Annotated in this window: 2 protein-coding genes; one reads left to right on the top strand and one right to left on the bottom strand. The window is 70.7% G+C overall.

All coding sequences use genetic code 11. The features are described from left to right. A partial coding sequence (locus AB0J09_RS64360; RefSeq protein WP_360714303.1) for an SGNH/GDSL hydrolase family protein occupies positions 1-701 on the top strand: 701 nt, incomplete at its 5' end. A 136-nt stretch (positions 702-837) separates the two neighbouring features. On the opposite strand, the gene menC is transcribed toward AB0J09_RS64360, so the two are convergent. After that, on the bottom strand, positions 838-1629 hold a 792-nt coding region (gene menC / locus AB0J09_RS64355; RefSeq protein WP_360714301.1), incomplete at its 5' end, for an o-succinylbenzoate synthase.

Raw genomic sequence — 1629 nt, 5'->3', positions numbered from 1 at the left:
CGATCCTGCCCGGGCCCGCCGCGCGGCACCGGCAGATCGAGTTCATCGGCGACTCCTTCACCGCGGGCTACGGCAACACGTCCACCACGCGCGACTGCACCGGCGACGAGGTCAACCGGACCACGAACGCGGACCTCAGCTTCGGCGCCATCACCGCGCGGCGCCTGAACGCCGACTACCAGATCAACGCCTTCTCCGGCCGGGGCATGGTGCGCAACTACAACGGCAGTGAACCCCAGTCCGACTACCGCACGTACTACGACCGGGCGCTGCTGAGCATCGAGGGTGACGTATGGAACAACCCGGGGACGTGGCGGCCGCAACTCGTGGTGATCGGCTTGGGCATCAACGACTTCTCGACGGCCATCAACCCGGGGGAGCAGTGGACGCCGGGGACCCTCCTCGCGGCCTACCGCACCGCCTACCACGCCTTCCTCGACAAGCTCCGGGATCGGTACGGTCGCGGCACGACCATCGTGGTCAGCGCCACGTACATGTCCAACACCACGGTGTACGCCGAGACCGCCCAGCAGATCGTCCAGGAGCGCAACAGCCAGGGCGACGACCGGGTCCGCTTCTGGTACTACCCTGAGACCGGCCTGGACTACGCGGGCTGCCACTGGCACCCCTCGCTCCACGACCACCAAATCATCGCCGGCCGGCTCAGCGATTTCATCGCCACCCTTCCCTTGCGCTGGTGACCGGGCGCCGCCCCCGGCGAAGGATCAGCGGCTTCCGAGCTGATCGCCGAGTACGAGGTGCCGGGCGCCGCGCCGGCGGGACGAACCGGACGGGAACCGCGCCCGCGCGACCCCCAGAACCAGATGACGCGCGGGCTCAGAGGGTGATCCACTCCGTGCTGGTGGTCACCTCGTCGAGCACGCCGGGGATCGGCTCCACGCCGAGGCCCGGCCCCGTGGGCACCTCCAGGTGGCCGTCGGCCAGCTCGAACGGCTCGGTGATGTCGGTCGCGTAGTAGCGTCGCGACCCCGAGGTGTCGCCGGGCAGGGTGAAGCCGGGCAGGGCGGCCAGTGCCACGTTCGCGGCGCGGCCGAGACCGGTCTCCAGCATGCCGCCGCACCACACCGCGACCCCGTTGGCCCGGCACAGGTCGTGGATGCGCCTGGCCTCGAGGTAGCCGCCGATCCGGCCGGGCTTGATGTTGACGATCGAGCACGAGCCGAGCGCGATGGCGGCGGCGGCGTGCTCGGCCGACTCGATGGACTCGTCCAGGCAGATCGGCGTCTTGAGCTGCTTGGCCAGCTTGGCGTGCTGCACGAGGTCGTCGTTGGCGAGCGGCTGCTCGATCAGCAGCAGGTCGAACGCGTCGAGCCGGGCCAGGCGGCGGGCGTCGGTCAGGGAGTAGGCGGCGTTCGCGTCGACCTGGAGGAGCACGTCGTCGCCGAACCTCTCCCGCACGGCGCGGACCGGCTCGACGTCCCAGCCGGGCTCGATCTTGAGCTTGATGCGGACGTACCCCTCGTCCAGGTAGCCCGCCACGGCGTCCAGCAGCTCCGGGATCGAGTCCATGATGCCGACCGACACCCCGCACGGCACGCGGGTGCGGGCCGCGCCGAGGAACCGGCCGAACGACTCGCCCGCCGCCCTGAGCTGCGCGTCCAGCACGGC

This window comes from Nonomuraea sp. NPDC049784, assembly GCF_040659615.1.
GTDB lineage: Bacteria > Actinomycetota > Actinomycetes > Streptosporangiales > Streptosporangiaceae > Nonomuraea.
The sequence above is the reverse complement of the archived record's forward strand: the minus strand, read 5'-3'. Positions and strand labels throughout refer to the sequence as shown.